Raw genomic sequence first — 19,971 nt, 5'->3', positions numbered from 1 at the left:
AGTTGATTTTGGTTTACCCCTCACAAGCGCACGTCTGGAAGGACCCCTGAAGATGACCCCGAACACTTCGATGCGCGTCCCGTTCTGGCTTCGCTGGCTGGTTCCCGCGGTCCTGGTCGTGGCCTGGCTGGCGATAGCCGGCGTTGGCGGCCCCACCTTCGGCCGGCTAAGTGAAGTTTCCTCCAATGACCAGGCATCCTTCCTGCCGGCCGGGGCGGAGGCCACCGAGGCCCAGGACTGGCAGGCCAAGTTCCGGGACTCCAAGGAGATCCCGGCCGTGATTGTGATCGAGAATGACTCCGCCTTCACCCCGGCACAACTCGGTGAGGCCGCGGCCCTGAAAGGCAGGCTGGAAGCCCTGCGGGCCGGCAGCGCGGTGATCGGTCCGATCCCCTCCGAGGACGCCAAAGCGGTGCAGTTCGTCGTGCCCATCGCGGCATCGGGCGAAGTGAAGACTGTGGTCAAGGAACTGCGCGATGAAGTCCGGGCGTCCGCACCGGCGGGAATGCAGACCTTCGTCACCGGCCCGGCCGGACTCACTGCGGATCTCGTCAGCGCCTTCGCCGGCATTGACGGCATCCTCCTGCTCGTGGCCCTCGGCGCGGTCTTCCTGATCCTGCTGATCGTCTACCGCTCGCTGCTGCTCCCTATCATGGTCCTGTTCACCTCGGTCTTCGCTCTCTGTGCCGCCATCCTGCTGGTGTTCGGCATGGCCAAAGCCGGCTGGATCCAGCTGAACGGCCAGAGCCAGGGCATCCTGTCCATCCTGGTCATCGGCGCGGCCACCGACTACGCACTGCTCTACGTCGCCCGGTTCCGGGAGGCCCTGACTCACACCACCAACCGCACGGCCGCCGCGCTCACGGCGTGGAAAGCGGCGTGGGAGCCGATCCTGGCCTCGGGCGCCACCGTCATGATCGCCCTGCTCTGCCTGCTCTTCTCCGACCTCAACTCCAATAAGGCGCTCGGGCCGGTGGCGGCGGCGGGCATTCTCTGTGCGCTCTTCGCGGCCCTGACCCTGCTGCCGGCCCTCATGGCACTGCTGGGCCGGGCCGCGTTCTGGCCGTTCCGGCCCAAGCTGCTGCCGGAGACGGAGCGGGAACCGGAGCTTGTGACCGGGCTGGAGGGCCAGAAGGGACTGTGGCGGGCCACCGGTTCGCTCGTTTCACGCCGCCCGCGGACCGTCTGGGTCGCCTCGGTCCTGCTGCTCCTCGTGGCGGGGGCCGGCGTGCTGCAGCTCAAAGCCAATGGCGTGGCGCAGACCGATGTCATCCTCACCGCCTCCAACGCGGTGGACGGGCAGGCCGCCCTGGGCCGCCACTTCGACGCCGGATCCGGCAGCCCCGCGGTGATCGTGGCCGACGAAGCCAAAGCGGCGCAGGTGCTGGACGCGGTGAAGGCGAGCGACGGCGTCGGGAACGCCTACCTGCTGGGCGAAGGCGGTGTCCCGGTCATGACCGGCGCCCCGGGCGCTCCCGCCGTCCCGGCGGTCCGGGACGGCAAGGTCCTGATCAACGCGACCCTCAACAACGCCGCGGACTCGACCGACGCCGAAAACACGGTGGTGTCGCTGCGCCGGGACCTGAAGACGGTTGACTCCGGCGTGCTGGTCGGCGGCGTGACGGCCACGGCCCTGGACACGAACACCACCGCCCAGCGCGACCTCGTCACCATCATCCCCGTAGTCCTCGGCGTCATCCTGGTCATCCTCATGCTGCTGCTGCGCTCGGTGCTCGCGCCGGTCCTGCTGGTCGCGTCCGTGGTGTTGTCCTACGCGGCGGCGATGGGCGTTTCAGCCTTCGTCTTCAACAACATCCTCGGGTTCCCCGGAGCCGACGCCACCGTGCCCCTGTTCGGCTTCGTCTTCCTGGTGGCGCTGGGCGTCGACTACAACATCTTCCTCATGAGCCGGGTCCGGGAGGAATCCATCAAGCACGGCACCCGGGCCGGCATCCTGCGCGGGCTCAGCGTGACGGGCGGGGTCATTACCTCGGCCGGTGTGGTCCTCGCTGCCACGTTCGCCGCCCTGGGCGTCATCCCGATCATGTTCCTGGTCCAGCTCGCCTTCATCGTGGCCTTCGGCGTGTTGCTGGATACCGTCCTGGTGCGCTCGCTGCTGGTCCCGGCCCTGGCCTACGACATCGGCCCGCGCCTCTGGTGGCCCAGCAAACTGGGCCGGCCCGGGAACGATGCCGCCGTGCGCGGCGGGGTCCCGGCGGCCCGGCCGGCCGGACGTGAGGCCGACACCGAGGAGGCCGCCGTCCGCTAGCCGGACCCCTGCACTGCAGCCGCCGTCACTGTCCCTGGGACCCCCACCAGGCGACCGTGGCGGCGGCTGCTTTGTCCAGCGGGGTCGGCGCCACACCCAGGGCCGCCTGGCTCGCGGTGGAGTCCATCACGAACGGGTGCTCGAACTGGTACAGGGTCTCCGCGAGTTCGCGCATATCAGGGGAAAACGCGGCCATCGCCTTCAACGCCCATCCGGGGATGGCGGAGATGCGCGGAGCCCGGGCCCCGGCGGCCGCGGCGAAGGCTCCCGCGATCTCGCGCTGGGTGAGCGCGGCGCCGGTGGGGGCATGCCACACCCGGTTCCACAGCTCAGGCTTGTCCGCGGCAGCAATCATCGCCGCCGCCAGGTCCGGGACATAGGTAAAGGAATGCGGCTGGTCAGTCCGCCCGATCACCTGCACCGGCCTGCCCGCCATGACCGGACGGACCAGACGCTCGCCGGTGTGGGCATTGCGCACGCGGGGCCCGAAGAAGTCGCCGGCCGCCACGCTGACCGTATCCGTGGCGGATGCCGCGCGGGCAGCAAGGAGCGCGGTGCGGATGCCCCGCTTGCCGCCCTGCGCCAGGCGGGGGCTGTCCTCGGCCATGACCTGTTCCGGCGCGCTGTAGGAATACAGGCTTTCCGGGAAGACGACGACGGCGGCCGCCTCACCCGCCGCGGCCAGCACGTTTTGCTCGGCCGCCGGCAGTTCCTCCGCCCAAGTCTTCGCGCTGTACTTGGACCCGTGGATGCAGTGGAAAACGGCCGCTGCGCCGCGGAACGCCCCGCCCAGCCCGGCGGGATCCGAAACATCGGCGGATACTTTCTCGACCAGCGGGTGGTCCGGGCCGCTGCCCGACCTCGTCAGGACCCGCACGCGGTGGCCCGCCGCCGCCAGCTGCTCCGCCACGGTCCAACCAACCGGGCCGGCGCCCGTGACCGCATAGAACCTCGAGGATTCGCGCCCTGAGGCATCAGATGGGGACATTCCGACTCTCCTTAGAATTTTCAAGAGCAGTGCTCTTGCAAAATCAGGATGCGCCTTCCGTCGCAGCAAGTCAAGAGCAGTGCTCACATTTGTTGACAGTGCTCTTGCCTGTGCAATGCTGGACCTATGCCAGAGCACCGAGACAATGCCGCCGTTGATGCCGCCGGGGACGACGCGACCGCCGCTTCAGCGGACCGGCCGCGCACGCCGCGCGAGCGGGCCCGCGCCCGGACCGTCGCCGACATCCTCCGGCTGGGCCGGCAGCACCTCGCCCTGCACGGTGCCGCCGCACTGTCCCTGCGCGCCGTAGCCCGGGACCTCGGCGTCGTCTCCTCCGCCGTGTACCGCTACGTGGAGAGCCGGGAGGAACTGCTGACCCTTCTCCTCATCGACGCCTACAACGAACTTGGCGACGAGGTGGATGCCGCCGTCGGGGCCGTGCCGGAAGGAGATTTCGGCGGCCGGTTTGCGGCGCTGGGCCGCGCGGTCCGGGGCTGGGCGCTGCGCGAGCCTTCCCGCTATGCCCTGCTGTTCGGCAGCCCGGTGCCCGGATACCGGGCCCCGGCCGAGCGGACCACGGGCCCCGGAACCAGGGTGGTTGTCGCCCTCATGGCAATCCTGGACGGCGCCTTCCGCGCCGGGCAGCTTTCGGCGACCGGCCGGCCGGGCCCCGGAGCGGCCGCCGGGCTTGCCGGGGATCTGGTGCGGATCCGCGACGAGTTCGGCCTGGCCGTGCCGGACGACCTCATGGCCCGCGGCATCCTGGCGTGGACCTCGCTCTTCGGCGCCGTGAGCTTCGAGATCTTTGGTCAGTACGGCGAAGCAACATTCACGACGCCGGGGGAGCTTTTCGACCACCACCTTGCGGTGCTGGCCGGCCTCGCCGGGCTCCCGGCGGCCGACCCCGCCGCCTGAGCCGCCCCCTGTTGCCGCGCGGTGGCGCTCGATAGACTGCCCCTGCGCCCGTGCGGGCGCACCCGATGCTTTCAGGAAGGATTCATCCATGTCTGAAGAGAATGTGCCTGCAGAGAACGTGCCTGTAGAGAGTGTGGCCGGAGAGAATGCGCAGGAGCGGGCCGTCCCCGAGAAAGCCGAGGCCGAGGGGCAGTACGTCGAAGGCGACTACGGCTCCGCGGGCACGGAGGGCGAACTCCCGCCCGCGGCGCCCGAAGGGGAATACGCCACCGGAGACTACGGCGATGCCGGCGTGGCAGGAGCAGCCCTGGTCGGCGAAGTCGAAGGCGAATATCCGGAAGGTGACTACGGCGAGGCCGGCGTGGCCGAAGGCGGCGCGGAAGCCGGGGCGGCCGGCCGGGCGGAAACCACCGCCGAGGAGGGGGAGTATCCCGAAGGTGACTACGGCACCGCGGGGTCGGCCGGCCCCGGGCGGGGCGACGGCTAGCGCGGACGTGCCCGTCCGCCGCGGGTTCGCGCAGGGCGAAACGGCGCCGGGGGCGGGCGGGAAGCCCCGAAATCCGGGAATTTTCGGCACTGAGAAAGGGCTGCGGACTGGGCCTGCGGGAAAGTTGAGTCAATGTCGCTCAACTTTGGATTGACTTAAATCCGGTCGTGGGTAAAGTTGAGTGCAGATCACTCAATAACTGTCGGACCCAGTGCGTAGTACCGCTGCGGTCCGCGGTCTTCTCCAGAGATTCCCAGGAAAGTAAGGAAGCAACCCATGTCACGTGCAGTAGGTATCGACCTCGGAACCACCAACTCCGTCGTCTCCGTTCTCGAAGGTGGCGAGCCCACCGTCATTGCCAACGCCGAGGGTGGCCGCACCACGCCGTCGGTTGTCGCCTTCTCCAAGGCCGGCGAGGTCCTGGTCGGCGAGATCGCCAAGCGCCAGGCCGTCAACAACATCGACCGCACCATCGCGTCGGTCAAGCGCCACATGGGCACCGACTGGACGGTCGCCATTGACGACAAGAAGTACACGGCGCAGGAAATCTCCGCCCGCATCCTCATGAAGCTCAAGAACGACGCCGAGTCCTACCTCGGCGAAAAGGTGACCGACGCCGTCGTCACCGTCCCGGCCTACTTCAACGACGCCCAGCGTCAGGCCACGAAGGAAGCCGGCGAAATCGCCGGCCTGAACGTCCTGCGCATCGTCAACGAGCCCACCGCCGCGGCCCTGGCCTACGGCCTGGACAAGGGCAAGGAAGACGAACTCATCCTGGTCTTCGACCTCGGCGGCGGAACCTTCGACGTCTCCCTCCTCGAGGTTGGCAAGGACGAAGACAACTTCTCCACCATCCAGGTCCGCGCCACCGCCGGTGACAACCACCTCGGCGGCGACGACTGGGACCAGCGCGTCGTCGACTACCTGCTGAACCAGCTCAAGGTCAAGGGCATCGACCTCTCCAAGGACAAGATCGCCCTGCAGCGCCTCCGCGAAGCAGCCGAGCAGGCCAAGAAGGAACTGTCCTCCTCTTCCAGCACCAACGTCTCCCTCCAGTACCTGTCCGTCACCCCCGACGGCCCGGTCCACCTGGACGAGCAGCTGACCCGCGCCAAGTTCCAGGACCTCACCAAGGACCTGCTGGACCGCACCAAGAAGCCGTTCCAGGACGTCATCAAGGAAGCCGGCATCAAGCTCTCCGAGATCGACCACATCGTCCTCGTCGGCGGTTCCACCCGCATGCCGGCCGTCTACGAGCTCGTCAAGGAACTGGCCGGCGGCAAGGAACCCAACAAGGGCGTCAACCCGGATGAGGTCGTCGCCGTCGGCGCCGCCCTGCAGGCCGGTGTCCTCAAGGGTGAGCGCAAGGACGTGCTCCTGATCGACGTCACCCCGCTGTCCCTGGGCATCGAAACCAAGGGCGGCATCATGACGCACCTGATCGAGCGCAACACGGCCATCCCCACCAAGCGCAGCGAGACCTTCACCACCGCTGATGACAACCAGCCGTCCGTGGCCATCCAGGTCTTCCAGGGCGAACGCGAGTTCACCCGCGACAACAAGCCGCTGGGCACGTTCGAACTGACCGGCATTGCCCCGGCCCCGCGCGGCATCCCGCAGATCGAGGTCACCTTCGACATCGACGCCAACGGCATCGTGCACGTTTCGGCGAAGGACAAGGGCACCGGCAAGGAACAGTCCATGACCATCACCGGCGGCACCGCACTGTCCAAGGAAGACATCGACCGCATGGTCCGCGACGCCGAAGAGCACGCAGCCGAGGACAAGGCCCGCCGCGAGGCAACCGACACCCGCAACACGGCCGAGCAGCTCGCCTACTCGGTGGACAAGCTCATCGCCGACAACGCCGACAAGCTGCCGGAAGAGGTCAAGACCGAGGTCAAGGCCGACGTCGACGCCCTCAAGGCAGCCCTCGAGGGCACCGATGACGCCGCTGTGAAGACCGCCTTCGAGAAGCTGCAGCACTCGCAGTCGAAGCTCGGCGAGGCCATCTACGCCCACGCCGGATCCCCTGACGGTGGCGACGGCGCCCACGGTACCCCGGCAGGCGGGCAGGCAGCGGGCTCCGACGAGGACATCGTCGACGCCGAAATCGTTGACGAAGACGAGAAGAAGTAATCATGCCCCACCACGGTAACGACGACGAGCACCGCTCCTCCGGGAGCGGCAACGAGTCCAACCAGGAGAACGAGGCGCAGAAGCCGGTGATCCACGACAACCGCAAGGTTGATCCGAAGACCGGCCGGGCACGCCACCCTGACCAGCCGCACGCCGAGGCCGCGGACTCCCGTTCCGGGGATGCACTGTCCCAGGCGGAGGACATCCTCAACAGCGTTGAGGTGCCCGCCGCGGAATCGGTGGCCCAGGGCGCCGGCGGCTCCGCCGAGGCGGAGGAGCTCAGGGATGACCTCCGCCGTCTGCAGGCGGAATACGTCAACTACCGCAAGCGGGTCGAACGCGACCGTGCCGTGGCAGGGGAGATGGCCGTCATCGGCGTCCTGAACTCCCTGCTCCCGGTGCTGGACGACGTCGACGCCGCCCGCCAGCACGGCGACCTCGCGGACGGCCCGTTCGCCGCGATCGCCGCCAAACTGGAGGCCGCGCTGAAGACGTACGGGCTGGTCCGCATCGACGAAACCGGTGTCGAGTTCGATCCCACCGTCCATGAGGCCCTCATTCAGCAGCCCGGCACGGATATCGACTTCGACACCGTCAGCCAGGTCCTGCGCGCGGGCTACAAGTCCGGTGACCGCGTCCTCCGGGCGGCGCAGGTGATCGTGGCGGTACCGGCGTAGCGTCACCTTCTGGCGCTCCGCCGGATAGGGGGCGGTGCCCGCTTCGCGGTGCCCTCCACACCGCCGCCCCCTATCCGGCCTCCGCGCCAGCGTGTTGCTCGCCTAAGGTGAGATGAACACAAGCTCGGAGCGGTACATGGGCCCCGGGAGTGGCATCGGGCCTGTCGGAGTCGGGTGGCTTGGGATCGCAGATCCCAAGCCACCCGGCGAAGGGGCGGGGGCCCATGTATCGCGGAGAGCACGTAAGAACAGACTTGAAAGGAAACGCCATTGGCTAGCCAGGATTGGGTGGACAAGGACTTTTACAAGATCCTTGGTGTCGCCAAGGACGCTTCCGACGCCGATATCAAGAAGGCTTACCGGAAGCTTGCCCGGCAGCACCACCCCGATACGAATGCGGGCAATGCCGCTGCGGAGAAGAAGTTCAAGGACATCTCCGAGGCCTATTCCGTGCTCTCCGATGCCGATGAGCGCCAGCAGTACGATGCCATCCGTGCCATGGGCAGCGGCGCACGCTTTGCCCCCGGCGGCGGCGGGGCTGCCGGCGGCGCCGGGTTCGAAGACCTCTTCGGCGGCCTCTTCACCGGCGGCGGGGGACGTCATTCCGGCGGCTTCAGCACGGCGGGCGGCATTCCGCCCGAGTTCGCCGACCTGTTCGGCGGCGGCGGTTTCGGCGGCGGGGGCCAGTCGTTCCAGCGCACCCCGCAGAAGGGCGCGGACCGCACGGCGTCCACCTCCATCTCCTTTGCCGGGTCAATCCGCGGCACCACGATCGGCCTGCGCGAACCCGACGGAGAGGTGATCGACGTCCGCATTCCCGCCGGCATCAAGGACGGGCAGAAGGTCCGCGTCCGGGGCAAGGGCCAGAACGGTCCCGCCGGCTACGGCGACCTCATGGTGACCGTCTCCGTGAAGCCGCACGATTTCTACGTCCGTGACGGCGAAAACCTCCGCATCCACGTCCCCGTGTCCTTCCCGGAGGCGGCCCTGGGCGCCGACGTCGAGGTTCCCACAGTCGACGGCGACAAGGTCAAAGTCAGGGTCCCCGCCGGGACGCCGTCCGGCCGGACGCTGCGGGTCAAGGGCCGCGGTGTCAAGCACGCCAGCGGCACCGGTGACCTGCTGGTGACAATTGACGTCGCCGTTCCGCGGCGGTTGAGCAAGGAAGCGGAGGAAGCCGTGAAGGCCTTCGCCGCGGCAACTGCCGACGAGGACGTCCGCGCGGGGCTGGCAGCCAAGGCCCGGCTCTAGGAACGGAGCCCAGCCATGGCCATCGACTTCGATCAGCCGATCTTCGTCATCTCCGTTGCCGCCGAGCTGGCGGATATGCACCCGCAGACGCTACGCCAGTATGACCGCTTGGGCATAGTCTCGCCGAGCCGTGCGCCGGGCAAGTCGCGCCGCTACTCGCAGCGGGATGTGAACATGCTCCGCGAAGTCCAGCGGCTCTCCCAGGAGGGCGTCTCGCTGGAGGGCATCAAGCGCATCCTGCAGTTGGAAAACCAGGTGGCGGCCCTGCAGCACCGCGTCAGTGAACTGACCGAAGAACTGGGCAGGCGCCGCCAGCCGGCCGATGCCCGGATCTTTGCCGCCGGAGCAGCCGGTGATGTTGTGAGCCTGGCCCGCGGCAAGCGCCCGCAGGCGAGGTCGCAGGCGCTGGTGGTGTGGCGGCCGCGGGGGATCGACTAGGACAGACAGCTGTGCCCGGGACCGAATGGTCCCGGGCACAGTGCGTCATGGCGGGTGCGGCCGTCGGCCCCGCCGAAGGCCCGACCCTGGATGGTACGGATCGCCCACGGCGAGCGAAGGCGGGGCTAGAAGCGCGACGCGCTGGGGCCGGTGAACGTGTTCGTGGCCACGCCGTTGCCGGCCACGTCCTTCATCCCGCCGACCGGCAGGTAGGACGCGGCGGCGGCCCCGGCGTTGGCGGTGGCGGGACTGCCGGTCGCCAGGGCGCCGAGCGTGATGGTCAGTGTCTTGGCGGCCGCGTTCCAGGCCAGCGTTGAGGCGCTCGAACCACTGCCCCCGTAGCTGAGATTTCCCGAGCCGAAGTAGGTGGCTCCCAGCGTCACCGTGCCGGTTCCCGACGTCGGGCAGGCTGTTGCTGCGACGGTCAGGCTAAGGACGTTGGTGGAACTGATGTTGACCATGATCTGGTTGCTGCCGTTCAGCGTCCCGTCGGAACCGGCGGCCCAACTGCTACAGATCGTGGACGCGTCCAGGGCTTCTGAGAACGTGATCGTGACCTTGTCGCCGGGCTCAACCTTGCCCGTTTTGCTGCCTCCGTTGGCAAGCAAGACGTCGGTCACTCGTGGGACGGCGACGTCTTTGAACGAGCTCGCCGTTCCCGGGTCGCCCTGGTTGCCCGCGGTGTCGGTCGCGACGGCGCTGAAGGTGACGGCCCCTTCGCCCAAGGCGGAGAGGTTCACGGCGGCGTTCCATTCTCCGGCCGCGTTCGCGGTGACGGTCGCGGTGACGGTGTGCGCAGATCCGCCGTCCTTGACGGCCAGGGCGATCGTTGCCCCCGGCTCGGTGGTGCCGCTGACGGGGACGGCGCTGACGTTGCCGGAGTTGACGAAGGCGGGCGCCGTCACGAACGGAGCTTTCGGCGGCGTGGTGTCCACGACGGCGCCGGCGCTCCGGACGCTCTCAGTACCACGCCACTGCTCCAGCACCGGGGTGATCGTGTAGTACCAGGTGCCGGTCGGGACGCTTTGGTCTGTGCAGCCCAGTCCCGCGGTGACCGTGCCCGCACAGCTTCCCCCGACGGGCACTTTCTCGCCCCCGGTGGCGGAGGCATAGCGCGCTACCGCGTATCCGCTCAGGGGCCGGCCGGCGAGGGTGGCACTGGCGTTCCAGGCCAACGTGACGCTTCCTGCCGAGACGGAGGTCGACGGCGTGGCGCCGGCGGCCACCGAGTCTGCGGCCGCCGTCGCCGAACTGCTGTTTGAAACGGCCGTCCAAAAGGCCGAGGCCCCCGGGCCGGCCCACGAGAGCAGGAAAACGCCGGCAACGATCACGGCGGCGCGGCTCAGTAGGCGGGAGCGTGCTCCGCGGGAATGGCGACGGCTCATCGCCGGGCCTCCACGGTGACGGGGATGGAGAAGGTCGCGCCCTGGCAGGCTGACTGTGACAGGGTGGACATGGTTGCGGCGCCCGGAAGGGTGACCAGGAGGGACGACTTCGCGGGAATGATGACGGCAGGTGCCAGCGGGGCGGCCGGCGCCCTGAAGGAGACTCCGGTGGTGGTGCAGCCCGGATGGCCCGGGTCCGCGGTGACCATGCCGTTGCCGGACACCGAATACAGCCGGACCGCATATGCATTGGGGTTGCTGGTGCGGAGGACGACGTCGGCGGTGCCGCCAGGGACCAGCCCGGTGCGGTTCGAGTCGCCTGCCACCAGCGCGTCGACGGTGACGGGCTGCATGGTGGCGGCTGCTGCGGCGCCGGAGCCCGAACCGTTGGTGACCCAGTAGGCGTAGGCCGTGCCCGCTCCGGCGAGCAGGCAGAGCGCGGCGGCGGCCGCGGAGGCCGTTCCGGCGAGTCCGGCGCCGTGCAGGACGGATCGTGTGGATTTCATGTCAGTTTCCCTGCCCTGATCCCGAGTACGCCAGCTGGAGGACTGCGCCCTTGCAGCCGTCCTGGAGGCGTGGAGTGTCCAGCATGGTGATCCTCGGCCACTGGGCGGACGGTACACCAAGCTGTGAGAGCGAGCTGCTGCCGGAGGGCACGGTCACCGGGTATCGTCCGCTGTACTGCGCCACCGCGTAGTCCTCCGCCGTGCAAGGCAGATTGGCGGCGATGGCCTTCGGGGTGCGGACCACCCCCGTGATTGTGACCGTCAGATTGCCGACGTCGATGCTCTTGTCCGGATTGCCGAATCCAATATCCAGGGTCCGGCTCGTGCCGGGTGCGAGCAGCCCCGAGACGTTGCCGGAGAGCCCGAATACCCGCAGCGGCGCTTTGACCCGCAGCTGGGTTTTGGCGGCAGCCGACTGGACGGCACCGCTCTGGCCCGTCAGGGCCAGGTCGTAATCTCCCGCAGCAGTCGCGGGCGATGTGGTTACGTTCACGCTGAACTGCGCGGTGCCCCCGGAAGCCAGTTTTACCGATGCCGGGGAGAATGCCGGTGCCGCCCCCGCCGGCAGGCCCGCCACTGCCAGCGACACCGTGCCGGCAAAACCGCCCGTTGAACTGACCGTGGCTGAGTAGCTCGTGGCCTGGCCCTGGTCCACGTTCCTGCTGGACGGCGTGACCTGCACCAGGATTCCGGCCTTGGCCGGGGCCGACGGCTGTCCGGCGGCGTAGAGCGTTCCCGCGGGCAGGAAGATGGCCAGCAGGCCAATGACGAGGGCGCGGCCGGCGAGGCCCGTGTGCTCTCTGGCGAGCCGGAAGAACCGCAGTGGTTGCTGCATGTCGTGTCCTCCTTGGACCCGGCGGCAGTGCGCGGATCGTGGATGTCGGCGGTGGCAGTTGTGTGGACCAGTGCCGGCCCGAAGGCCGCACCGGCGGGCCGGTTGGCCGGCCCGCCGGTGGCGCGAGCTACTCGCTGGCGACGGTGACCGTCACGACGGCCGACTTGCAGGAGTCCTGGTTGGCGTCGCTGTTGAGGAACGTCAGGGTTCCTGTCCCGACCTCGGTGCCATTGCTGTTCGCCGCGACGGCCGCGTTCGATGTCTTGGCGGTGACGGTGAACCATGCCGGCAGGCATTCGGCGACACTCGTGATCACGCTCGGGGTGAGGGTACCGACCACCGTGCCGGTGTTGGAGCTGTTATCCGCCGTGTAGGTCACGGTCTCCGAGTTGCCCGGAGCCAGGCCGGCATCGAAGTTGGCGTGCAGGACCACCGTGCCGCCGCCCGCCGAGTTGGTGGCGGTGCCGGCGCCGGTGCCGGTGGTGGTCCAGTAGGCGTACGCAGTTCCGCCGCCGACGGCGACGAGGGCGGCCGAGGCCGCGACGGCGATGACTTTGCTCTTCTTGGTGAGCTGGCGCATAAGTGAGACTCCTTGTGTCGGTGGCACCCGGGCAGGAGTCATCAGGCCTGAGCCGCATTCCCCCAATCCTGCGGTTGCCGCGCTGAATCGATGGGCCAATCCTCACGGTGACGAACAGGCGGGACAATGCGTAGTTGTACCTGTGTTTTGGCCAGGCACTACTTGCCTCCGGGTAAAGTACTCGCGCCGCTGCGCGGAAAGCCCCCGGTCCGGGCCCATGACACTGGCCTGTCGATTCCGGACGGCGAGAAACTACTTGGCTGCCGGCGGTGTGATGCCCGTTCGCCGGTCTGGCAAAACGCGTCGACGAAGGGAACGAGTAGCGGCCCGGGCTGCGCCCCTGGCCGCCCGACGCGGCGGCCCGCCGCAGCCGCCCGCAAGTAGCCGGAGGCGCCAAACTGAGTACTCTCCGGTGACGTTAGGTGCCCGTCTATCCAATAGTCGGGTACCTCATGGGGGTGACTTCAGGCCCGGGGCGCGCGTTGAATTGGTGTGTCAGATAAAGCTGGAAGGACGCACTCACGGCTCCTGCGGGAAGTCCGGGTGGCGGAGCCAGCGGAGCAGCGTAGACGCCGGGGGGCATCGCATGCATGATTCAGTCGGGTTTGATCCGTCCACAGCTGCTTCCCCGCAGCCGTCCTGGTGCCGGCTGCGGCCGGAAGCGTTCCGGAGCATGCCGTGAGCCCGGGGCTCCAGGCGGCTGTCCTGTTCGCAGGCTCCCTGCCGGGGCACATTCTGCTGTCTCTGGGACAGACCCTCGTGGTGGTGTGCCTGTGCTTCGACTTTGTCCGTGCCGTGTCCGTGCCGCGCTCCCACCGTCGGTACGTGGCCAATACGGTGTTCCGCACCCTGGCCCTGCCATCGATGCTGGTCATGTCGTTCAGCGTGCTCCTGGACGCCGCCGCCGGCTCCTGGACCGACGTCGCCGCAGGGGTCTTCGTCCTGGTTGCCGTGATCTTCCGGTGGCACCACGATACCGATGAAGACAGCTGGTGGAAGGGCAAAGGCAAGGCCCTGGGCCGCTGGCTCCGGAACCGGGCGGTCTCCGGATCCCTGGTTGCGCCGGCCGCGGCGTGAACCAGGGCGCCAAAAAGCCCTTGCTGTCCGGCCGTCCCAGGGTGTCCAATCCTTAAGACAAGGCCCTGCAGGGCACGAGCGGATGCGACGCCAGGAGGTTTCCATGCCGACGAAAGGCGCCAAGACGCCGTCGAGAGGTCCGGCCCGGGGCGCATCCGACCTCCGGCGGGCAGACGCCAACGGCGCGGCCCCGCCGGAGCGGCCGGCCCAGATCCGCAACGTGGCCCTCGTGGGGCACTCCGGTGCCGGAAAGACGATGCTCGCCGAAGCCCTGCTGGCCTTCACCGGCGCCATCACCCGCAAGGGCTCCATCGCCGACGGCACGACGGTGAGCGACTCGGACCCCTCCGCCATCGCCCAGCAGCGCTCGGTGGCGCTCTCGGTGGTGCCTGTGATGGCCGGGGACGTCAAGGTCAACCTCCTGGACACCCCGGGGTACACCGACTTCATCGGGGAGTTGCGGGCCGGCCTGCGTGCAGCGGATGCGGCCCTGTTCGTCGTGTCGGCCACGGATGAGATCGACGCCGCCACCACCGCCCTCTGGGGTGAGTGCGCACGGCTGGGAATGCCGCGGGCCGTGGTCATCAGCCGTCTCGACCATCCGCGCGCGGACTTTGACGCCGCCCTCGCCCGGTGCCGGCAAGTGTTCGGCGACGCCATCCTTCCGCTCTACCTGCCGGTCCGGACGGGCGGGGCGACAGATGGTGCGGTGAACGGCCTGCTGGGGCTCCTGTCCGGAACGGTGTCGGACTACGGCGCGGACGATCCGTCGCCCTTGCGCCGCGGCGCCACCGCCGCCGAACTCGGCGCCGCCGAGGAGGCGCGGGGCGCACTGATCGAGGGGATCATCGCCGAGAGCGAGGACGAATCGCTCATGGACCGCTACCTCGAGGGCGACGACATCGCTCCCGAGGTCCTGATCGCCGACCTTGAGACGGCTGTGGCCCGTGGGTCCTTCCACCCGGTGTTGCCCGCCTCCGCGGAGACCGGGCTTGGCCTGGCGGAACTGCTGGACGTCCTGCTGCGGGCGTTCCCCACGCCCGCCGAGCACGCGGTCCCGGCCGCGACGGATCTCGACGGCGCGGCCGCCGGCCCGCTGGCCTGCGACCCCGACGGCCCGCTGCTCGGCGAAGTGGTCCGCACGACGATTGACCCGTTCCTCGGCCGGGTCTGCCTGGTGCGCGTCTTCTCGGGCACCGTGCGGGAGGATGTCGCCATCCATGTGGGTGGCCGCGGCATGGCGGACCGGGGCCATGAGGACCACGACGCCGACGAGCGGATCACTCACCTGTACTCGCCGCTGGGATCGGGCCTGCGGCCCGTGCCGTTCTGCGTTGCCGGGGACATCTGCGCGCTGACGAAGCTCGGCACCGCCGAAACCGGGGACACGATTTCGGCCAAGGAACTGCCGCTGCTGGTGGCCCCCTGGGACATGCCGGACCCGCTCATGCCCGTGGCCATCGAGGCGGCCACCCACGGCGATGAGGATGCCCTCGCCAGGAACCTGGGCAAGGTGACCGCCGGAGATCCGGCCCTGCGGGTGGAACGGAACGCCGAAACCCATCAGCTGATCCTGTGGTGCATGGGGGAGGCCCACGCCGACGTCGTCCTGGGCAGGCTGCGGGACCAGGGCGTGAACCTGCAGACCGTCCCGGTGATCACCCCGCTGCGGGAGACGTTCGCCGCGCCGGCGGCCGGGCACGGCAGGCACGTCAAGCAATCCGGCGGCCACGGGCAGTACGCGGTCTGCGACATCGAGGTGGAACCCCTCGAGCGCGGGAGCGGTTTCGAATTTGTCGACAAAACCGTGGGCGGGGTGATTCCCGGCCCGTTCATCACCTCGGTCGAGAAAGGCGTGCGCGCGCAGATGCAAAAGGGCGTCTCTGCGGGGTTCCCGGTGGTGGATATCCGGGTGACGCTGGTCGGCGGCAAGACCCACAGCGTGGATTCCTCCGACGCGGCGTTCCAGGCGGCCGGCGCCCTGGCCCTCCGGGAGGCCGCGGCGGCAACCCGCATCCAGTTCCTCGAGCCCGTCTCGGCCGTGACCATCAGCGTCTCCGAGGAGCATGTGGGCGCCGTGATGAGCGACCTCTCCTCCCGCCGCGCCCGGCTGACCGGCACCACGTCCGGGACCGGCGGCACTGAGATCAGCGCCGAGGTCCCGGACCAGGAGTTGCTCAGGTACGCAGTGGAGCTACGGGCCCTGACCGCCGGCAGCGGCCGGTTCCGGCGCAGTTACCTGCGGCACGAACCGGTGCCCGCCACCGCCGGTCCGGTAGCCCCCAACAAGAACAGCGTCAGCCGTTGATAACCTGCGGCACGCCGAGGGCCTTGAGGCCTTCGGTGCCGAACTCGAGGCCGTAGCCTGACTGCTTGGCTCCGCCGAACGGGATGCGCGGATCCACGGCACCGTGCTTGTTGATCCAGACCGTGCCGGCCTCGAGCCGTGCCGCGACGCTGCGGGCCGCGGCGGGGTCCGCGGACCAGACGGAGGCGCCGAGCCCGACGTCGAGCGCGTTCGCCATCGCCACAGCCTCTTCCACCGTGGTGTAGCGGATGATCGGCAGGGCCGGCCCGAACTGCTCCTCCGCGACCAGCGGGTTGTCGTTGTCGATATCGGCGACCAAGGTGGTGGGGTAGAAATTGCCCGGCTGGCCGGCGTCGGGGTTGCCGCCGAGCAGGACCCGGGCGCCGGATTCGCGGGCGGCGTCCACGAGCCGGGCGACGATGTCGAACTGCTGGCGGTTCTGCAGCGGGCCCAGGACATTGTTCTCGTCCAGGCCCACACCCATGGGCATGGCGGCGGCGACCGCGGTGAGGGCATCGCAGACGGCGTCGTAGATGTCGGTGTGGACGTAGAGGCGCTTGAGCGCGGCGCAGGTCTGGCCGGTGTTGATGAACGCGCCCCAGAACAGGCCTTCGGCGATTGCCGCCGGGTCGGCGTCGGGCAGGACGATTCCGGCGTCGTTGCCGCCGAGTTCGAGGGTGAGGCGCTTGACGGTGCCCGCGGAGGATTTGATGATCGCCTTGCCGGTGGCGGTGGAGCCGGTGAACATGATCTTGCCTACGCCTGAGTGTCCGGCGAGGGCCTCACCGACGTCGCGGCCGCCGGAGACGACGGTGAGGAGGCCTCCGGGGAGTTCCTGGTTGAGGATTTCGACCAGCGCCAGGACCGAGAGCGGGGTGAATTCGGAGGGCTTGATGACCACGGCGTTGCCCATCCGCAGGGCCGGGGCGAGCTGCCAGACGGTGATCATCATGGGCCAGTTCCAGGGTCCGATCGCGCCGACGACGCCGATGGGCCGGTAGTGCAGTTCGGCGCGGGTTTCGCCGTCGTCCACGACCGTTTCCGGCTCCAGCGGCGTCGTGGCGGCGACGCGCAGCCAGGCGGCGCAGGCGCCGACCTCGAAGCGGGCGTTCGGCCCGTTCAGGGGCTTGCCCTGTTCGCGCGAGAGCAGGCGGGCCAGTTCCTCGGCGGAGCGTTCGACGGCGTCGGCGGCCTTGAGCAGCGCGGCGCTCCGGGCGTCGTGGCCGGCCGCTGCCCAGGCGGGCTGCGCGGCCGTCGCGGCGGCGATGGCGCGCTCGAGGTCGTCGACGGTGTGCACCGGCGCTTCGCCGACGGCGGTGCCGGTGGCGGGGTCGAGAATGGTCCGGGACGGGCCGGTGGTCGGGGCGATCGCGGCGAGAAGGGCGTCGTAGGTTTCCAAGGTGTACTCCACATCGAGTAGGTCAGAGAACGCGGCCGGTACGGCCTGGGAACGTTGCTACTAGCGTCCTCCGGCGAGGGGCCGCAGGTCTTGTCTATCCGCGAAGGGCTGTTGTGCGGGAGCGAACGGAACGCCCGCGGGCTTTCCTACGATTGCGTCCCGGAGCCTGTCCGCAGCATCAGGACGGCGTGGACTTCTTCCAGCGATGCGGCAATGGCCGACCGCTCGACGCCGGCCAGGTACTGCAGGACGAGGCCGTCGAGGGCCGCGAACAGGGTACGGGCCACCACCCGCACGTCCCCGGTCAGGCCCGAGGCGGTGAGTCCGTCCGCCAGGGCGCTGACGTAGTTCTCGTACAAGGCCGTGACCGCTGCCGAGAGCTCGGGGCGCCGGCGGGCCTCGAGGACCATCTCGTACTGGAACACCTGCAGTTCCGGTTCCTCCAGCAGCAGCTCGAGCAGCGATTCCGTGAACGAACGGCCCGGCGTTGCCGCCTCACGCAGCCTGGACGCACTGATGGACTGCTCGGCAGCCCAGTCCAGGGCCGCGGCAATAAGCGCGTCGCGGGACCCGAAGTGGTGGGCAACCAAGGTGTTGTTGACGCCGGCCGCTTCCGCTACTGAGCGGTAGGTGAGCCCTCGCAGTCCCTTGGCGGCAACCACTGACACAGCAGCGCGCAATAGGGCTTCCTTTCCGGTTCCGTACTTTGAGGCGGCGGCAGTCATGGACCGAGTCTAGCGACTCCGCCGCACGGCACTTCCACTGCTATTGACTTAAAACTAAGCAAATGCTGAGATTGAAATCCGGGTGAAGCACATCACATCGGACCGCCACCCTTGGCCTCCCCTTCGGCCCGGCCTCGGCGCCGGATACCTGCAACTCCATGGAGTCAACATGCCACTCACTTTTTCCTTTACGACTTCCTCTGCCCTCGACGCCGGCCGGAACGAGCCGTTCGAACTGGGCTCCGTCCAGTGGATCCGCCGCTTTGGCGACGGAGACCGGCCCGCCCTTGCCTGCGGCTACTGGCACGTCACACCGGCCGAGGCGCCCGAGCCCTTCGACCTGGTGATGGAGGCCGACGAGACGATCACCATCGTCCAGGGCCACCTCACCATCGAGGTGGACGACGGGGCTCTCTATGACCTCCTGCCCGGCGGAGCGGCGTCGTTCAACAAGGGCGCCCGCACCCGGTGGACGGTGCTGGAGCCGACCGTCGAATTCTTCGTCTACTCCTAGGAAGGACCCGATGACCATCGAAACGACTTATGACGCCGTTGTGATCGGCGCCGGATTTGCCGGCCTCACCGCGGCCCGCGAGCTCACCAGGCAGGGCGCAAGTGTGCTCATCGTCGAGGCCCGCGACAGGATCGGCGGCCGCACCTGGCTGGATCACCGCCTGGGACGGGACCTTGAAATGGGCGGTACCTGGGTGCACTGGACCCAGCCGCATGTCTGGGCCGAGCTGACGCGTTACGGCCTGGAAACCACGCCCAGCCCCGAGCCGGAACGTGCTTTCTGGTGGGCTGACGGCCGCCGCCATGAAGGCGGGGCGGACCAGCTGCTGGGGCTCATCGGCGGGACCAACCAGCAGTTCGTCCGGGACTCCCGCAAGTATTTCCCGGAACCTTTCAGGCCGCTGGCCCGCGACGACTTCAAAGCGATCGACGACGTCTCGGTCCAGGAGAGAATCCGTGAGCAATTCCCTGCCGGCGGGGCGCGGGACCTCCTCGAATCCTTCTGGGCCCTGAACTTCAACGGTCCCCTGGACGACGCCGCCCTGACCCAGGCGTTGCGCTGGGTGGCCCTGACCAACGGCGACTGGGCCGTGAACTTCGAAGCCTGCGCCACCTACAAGATCGTCGGCGGCACAGCAGCCCTGGCGGCAGCGATCCTCGCGGAATCCGGAGCCGGCATCGAGTACGGCTTCACGGTTGAATCCGTCTCGGACAACGCAGAAGTCGTGGACGTCCGCAGCACGGACGGCCGGACGGTCCGTGCCCGGACGGCCATCGTCACGCTCCCGCTCCACTCCCTCGCGGCCGTTGAGTTCCAGCCGCCCCTGCCGGCGGCCAAGGCGGCAGGCGCCAGCCTCGGCCAGGTCTCCAAAGGCGCCAAGGTCTGGCTCCGGCTCCGCGGAGTACATGCGCCGTTCGTAGCCCTCGGGGGTGCTGACTGGCCCTTGAATTTCTTCCAAGTGGAATACGCGCTCGACGGCGACACGATCGCCGTCGGATTCGGTCCGGACGCCGCCAGGATCGACGCGGAGGACCTTGCCGCCGTCCAGGCGCAGCTTGCGCGCCTCGTTCCCGGTGCCGAGGTGGTTGCCGTGGCCAGCCACAACTGGGTGGACGATCCGCTCTCCGGTGAGACCTGGCCGATGCACCGCACCGGGTTCCTGTCGACACACCTTGCCGCCATGCAGGCGGCCCACGGCCTGGTCCTTTTTGCCGGATCCGATATCGCCAACGGCTGGTGCGGGTTCATTGACGGCGCCATTGAGAGCGGGATGGGCGCCGCCCGGGACGCCGCCGCCCTCCTGTCGCCGCACGGTTCCTGAACGTCCCCGCGGTGCCCAGACAGACAGCGCTCTGGGACAACAAGCGATCGCTGATCGACAAGAAAGTGACGGACGCCACCTGCCATGCTGGTTTTCACGGTGCGGGGCACCCCCAGTCCCCAGACCCCTATTTCCCAGACTCATGACCGATAAGAAG

18 protein-coding genes are annotated in these 19,971 nt (G+C 68.8%); 11 read left to right on the top strand and 7 right to left on the bottom strand.

Annotated features, from left to right (window positions below; translation table 11 throughout):
- Positions 1 to 52 precede the first annotated feature (52 nt).
- Positions 53 to 2,269 carry an MMPL family transporter gene (locus tag CFN17_RS03950; RefSeq protein WP_208750068.1) on the top strand — a complete coding sequence of 739 codons (2,217 nt, stop codon included), beginning with the start codon at positions 53 to 55 and terminating at the stop codon, positions 2,267 to 2,269.
- Positions 2,270 to 2,294: 25 nt separating this feature from the next.
- Here CFN17_RS03950 and CFN17_RS03945 read toward each other — a convergent pair whose 3' ends face one another.
- Entirely contained in the window at positions 2,295 to 3,257 is a 963-nt protein-coding gene (locus tag CFN17_RS03945; RefSeq protein ID WP_208750067.1) for an NAD-dependent epimerase/dehydratase family protein, read from the bottom strand.
- A 126-nt stretch (positions 3,258 to 3,383) separates the two neighbouring features.
- Here CFN17_RS03945 and CFN17_RS03940 point away from each other — a divergent pair, with 126 nt between their 5' ends.
- From CFN17_RS03940 to CFN17_RS03915, 6 genes are all read left to right on the top strand, one after another.
- Positions 3,384 to 4,172, top strand: coding sequence for a TetR/AcrR family transcriptional regulator (locus CFN17_RS03940; protein WP_208750066.1), 789 nt, complete (start codon positions 3,384 to 3,386; stop codon positions 4,170 to 4,172).
- Positions 4,173 to 4,260: 88 nt separating this feature from the next.
- Positions 4,261 to 4,659 carry a hypothetical protein gene (locus tag CFN17_RS03935; RefSeq protein ID WP_208750065.1) on the top strand — a complete coding sequence of 133 codons (399 nt, stop codon included), beginning with the start codon at positions 4,261 to 4,263 and terminating at the stop codon, positions 4,657 to 4,659.
- Between the two features lie 276 nt (positions 4,660 to 4,935).
- A complete protein-coding gene (gene dnaK / locus CFN17_RS03930) occupies positions 4,936 to 6,798 on the top strand; it encodes a molecular chaperone DnaK (protein ID WP_208750064.1) in 1,863 nt (620 codons plus the stop codon).
- A 2-nt stretch (positions 6,799 to 6,800) separates the two neighbouring features.
- The gene (locus tag CFN17_RS03925) at positions 6,801 to 7,475 is read left to right on the top strand and encodes a nucleotide exchange factor GrpE (protein WP_208750063.1); all 675 of its coding nucleotides are present in this window, start codon (positions 6,801 to 6,803) and stop codon (positions 7,473 to 7,475) included.
- A 270-nt stretch (positions 7,476 to 7,745) separates the two neighbouring features.
- Positions 7,746 to 8,726, top strand: a complete 981-nt coding sequence (locus CFN17_RS03920; protein ID WP_208750062.1) for a DnaJ C-terminal domain-containing protein — start codon at positions 7,746 to 7,748, stop codon at positions 8,724 to 8,726.
- A 15-nt stretch (positions 8,727 to 8,741) separates the two neighbouring features.
- Entirely contained in the window at positions 8,742 to 9,164 is a 423-nt protein-coding gene (locus CFN17_RS03915; protein WP_208750061.1) for a heat shock protein transcriptional repressor HspR, read from the top strand.
- A 125-nt stretch (positions 9,165 to 9,289) separates the two neighbouring features.
- Here CFN17_RS03915 and CFN17_RS03910 read toward each other — a convergent pair whose 3' ends face one another.
- From CFN17_RS03910 to CFN17_RS03895, 4 genes are all read right to left on the bottom strand, one after another.
- Entirely contained in the window at positions 9,290 to 10,549 is a 1,260-nt protein-coding gene (locus CFN17_RS03910) for an Ig-like domain-containing protein (protein WP_208750060.1), read from the bottom strand.
- The gene (locus CFN17_RS03905; RefSeq protein ID WP_208750059.1) at positions 10,546 to 11,055 is read right to left on the bottom strand and encodes a hypothetical protein; all 510 of its coding nucleotides are present in this window, start codon (positions 11,053 to 11,055) and stop codon (positions 10,546 to 10,548) included. The genes CFN17_RS03910 and CFN17_RS03905 overlap by 4 nt, the downstream gene beginning before the upstream one ends.
- A gap of 1 nt (position 11,056) precedes the next feature.
- Positions 11,057 to 11,890: a hypothetical protein gene (locus tag CFN17_RS03900; RefSeq protein ID WP_208750058.1), complete on the bottom strand. Its 834-nt coding sequence runs from the start codon at positions 11,888 to 11,890 to the stop codon at positions 11,057 to 11,059.
- A 127-nt stretch (positions 11,891 to 12,017) separates the two neighbouring features.
- A complete protein-coding gene (locus CFN17_RS03895; RefSeq protein WP_208750057.1) occupies positions 12,018 to 12,470 on the bottom strand; it encodes a hypothetical protein in 453 nt (150 codons plus the stop codon).
- A gap of 678 nt (positions 12,471 to 13,148) precedes the next feature.
- Between CFN17_RS03895 and CFN17_RS03890 the strand changes: the two genes are divergently transcribed.
- Both CFN17_RS03890 and CFN17_RS03885 read left to right on the top strand, forming a co-directional pair.
- Positions 13,149 to 13,547, top strand: coding sequence for a hypothetical protein (locus CFN17_RS03890; RefSeq protein ID WP_208750056.1), 399 nt, complete (start codon positions 13,149 to 13,151; stop codon positions 13,545 to 13,547).
- A 103-nt stretch (positions 13,548 to 13,650) separates the two neighbouring features.
- Positions 13,651 to 15,855, top strand: a complete 2,205-nt coding sequence (locus CFN17_RS03885; RefSeq protein WP_208750055.1) for an elongation factor G-like protein EF-G2 — start codon at positions 13,651 to 13,653, stop codon at positions 15,853 to 15,855.
- Here the strand turns inward: CFN17_RS03885 and CFN17_RS03880 are convergent.
- Both CFN17_RS03880 and CFN17_RS03875 read right to left on the bottom strand, forming a co-directional pair.
- Positions 15,845 to 17,254 carry an aldehyde dehydrogenase family protein gene (locus CFN17_RS03880; protein ID WP_208750054.1) on the bottom strand — a complete coding sequence of 470 codons (1,410 nt, stop codon included), beginning with the start codon at positions 17,252 to 17,254 and terminating at the stop codon, positions 15,845 to 15,847. The two genes, CFN17_RS03885 and CFN17_RS03880, sit on opposite strands and share 11 nt — an antisense overlap.
- Before the next feature lie 146 nt (positions 17,255 to 17,400).
- Complete coding sequence (locus CFN17_RS03875) at positions 17,401 to 17,979, bottom strand: TetR/AcrR family transcriptional regulator (RefSeq protein WP_208750053.1); 579 nt, start codon at positions 17,977 to 17,979, stop codon at positions 17,401 to 17,403.
- 169 nt (positions 17,980 to 18,148) lie between these two features.
- Here CFN17_RS03875 and CFN17_RS03870 point away from each other — a divergent pair, with 169 nt between their 5' ends.
- Both CFN17_RS03870 and CFN17_RS03865 read left to right on the top strand, forming a co-directional pair.
- On the top strand, positions 18,149 to 18,493 hold the full coding sequence (locus CFN17_RS03870) for a cupin domain-containing protein (RefSeq protein WP_208750052.1): 345 nt from the start codon (positions 18,149 to 18,151) through the stop codon (positions 18,491 to 18,493).
- Between the two features lie 10 nt (positions 18,494 to 18,503).
- Entirely contained in the window at positions 18,504 to 19,814 is a 1,311-nt protein-coding gene (locus tag CFN17_RS03865; RefSeq protein WP_208750051.1) for an NAD(P)/FAD-dependent oxidoreductase, read from the top strand.
- Positions 19,815 to 19,971 lie beyond the last annotated feature (157 nt).

The sequence above is a fragment of the Arthrobacter sp. PM3 genome (genome assembly GCF_003352915.1).
In the GTDB taxonomy this organism is placed as follows: Bacteria; Actinomycetota; Actinomycetes; order Actinomycetales; family Micrococcaceae; genus Arthrobacter.
Note: the sequence above shows the minus strand (reverse complement) of the source record. Positions and strands in the feature narration are given on the sequence as shown.

Excerpts from the sequence above, each read along its gene's own strand:
- CFN17_RS03950 (WP_208750068.1), top strand. The coding sequence starts at position 53 with ATGACCCCGAACACTTCGATGCGCGTCCCGTTCTGGCTTCGCTGGCTG.
- CFN17_RS03945 (WP_208750067.1), bottom strand. The coding sequence starts at position 3,257 with ATGTCCCCATCTGATGCCTCAGGGCGCGAATCCTCGAGGTTCTATGCG.
- CFN17_RS03940 (WP_208750066.1), top strand. The coding sequence starts at position 3,384 with ATGCCAGAGCACCGAGACAATGCCGCCGTTGATGCCGCCGGGGACGAC.
- CFN17_RS03935 (WP_208750065.1), top strand. The coding sequence starts at position 4,261 with ATGTCTGAAGAGAATGTGCCTGCAGAGAACGTGCCTGTAGAGAGTGTG.
- dnaK (WP_208750064.1), top strand. The coding sequence starts at position 4,936 with ATGTCACGTGCAGTAGGTATCGACCTCGGAACCACCAACTCCGTCGTC.
- CFN17_RS03925 (WP_208750063.1), top strand. The coding sequence starts at position 6,801 with ATGCCCCACCACGGTAACGACGACGAGCACCGCTCCTCCGGGAGCGGC.
- CFN17_RS03915 (WP_208750061.1), top strand. The coding sequence starts at position 8,742 with ATGGCCATCGACTTCGATCAGCCGATCTTCGTCATCTCCGTTGCCGCC.
- CFN17_RS03910 (WP_208750060.1), bottom strand. The coding sequence starts at position 10,549 with ATGAGCCGTCGCCATTCCCGCGGAGCACGCTCCCGCCTACTGAGCCGC.
- CFN17_RS03905 (WP_208750059.1), bottom strand. The coding sequence starts at position 11,055 with ATGAAATCCACACGATCCGTCCTGCACGGCGCCGGACTCGCCGGAACG.
- CFN17_RS03900 (WP_208750058.1), bottom strand. The coding sequence starts at position 11,890 with ATGCAGCAACCACTGCGGTTCTTCCGGCTCGCCAGAGAGCACACGGGC.
- CFN17_RS03895 (WP_208750057.1), bottom strand. The coding sequence starts at position 12,470 with ATGCGCCAGCTCACCAAGAAGAGCAAAGTCATCGCCGTCGCGGCCTCG.
- CFN17_RS03885 (WP_208750055.1), top strand. The coding sequence starts at position 13,651 with ATGCCGACGAAAGGCGCCAAGACGCCGTCGAGAGGTCCGGCCCGGGGC.
- CFN17_RS03875 (WP_208750053.1), bottom strand. The coding sequence starts at position 17,979 with ATGACTGCCGCCGCCTCAAAGTACGGAACCGGAAAGGAAGCCCTATTG.
- CFN17_RS03870 (WP_208750052.1), top strand. The coding sequence starts at position 18,149 with ATGCCACTCACTTTTTCCTTTACGACTTCCTCTGCCCTCGACGCCGGC.
- CFN17_RS03865 (WP_208750051.1), top strand. The coding sequence starts at position 18,504 with ATGACCATCGAAACGACTTATGACGCCGTTGTGATCGGCGCCGGATTT.